Origin of the sequence: Corallococcus praedator, assembly GCF_003612125.1 — a bacterium.
GTDB lineage: Bacteria > Myxococcota > Myxococcia > Myxococcales > Myxococcaceae > Corallococcus > Corallococcus praedator.
The window spans coordinates 1-455 of sequence record NZ_RAWI01000988.1 but is presented as its reverse complement, the minus strand read 5'-3'; the positions used below and the strand labels follow the sequence as shown (position 1 = coordinate 455).

Annotated in this window: 2 protein-coding genes; both read left to right on the top strand. The window is 62.4% G+C overall.

Translation table 11 applies throughout. The features are described from left to right. On the top strand, positions 1 to 304 hold a 304-nt coding region (locus tag D7Y13_RS42725), incomplete at its 5' end, for an oxygen-independent coproporphyrinogen III oxidase (protein WP_439329267.1). 3 nt (positions 305 to 307) lie between these two features. After that, on the top strand, positions 308 to 455 hold a 148-nt coding region (locus D7Y13_RS49215; RefSeq protein WP_147452705.1), incomplete at its 3' end, for an urease accessory protein UreH domain-containing protein.

Below are 455 nucleotides of genomic sequence, written 5' to 3'. Positions count from 1 at the left end.
GGTGAGGGGGCTGGCGCTGACCCGGGACGATCTGGTCCGCCGCTCGGTGATCATGGCGTTGATGTGCCAGGGGGAACTGCTGTTCGAGCCCATGGAGCAGTCCTGGCTGATCGATTTCCGCAGCTTCTTTGCGGCAGAGCTCGAACAGTTGGAAGAGCTGGCGGCTCAAGGGCTGGTCACCATCGACCAGGAAGGTATTACCGTGACGGCGCTGGGATGGTTCTTCGTTCGTGGCGTCGCGATGGTGTTTGACCGGCATCTGCAGGTGGATCGCAACCGCGCGCGGTTCTCACGCATCATCTGAGCCATGCTGGCGACTCTTGCGTGGACTGCATTGGTGATGGGCTTGGTGGGAGGACCCCATTGCCTTGCCATGTGCGCAGCCCCTTGCGGAGCGTTGACGGCTGGAGCCACGCAACCTTCGCAACCCCTTGCAGGACGAACCCAGTCCATCC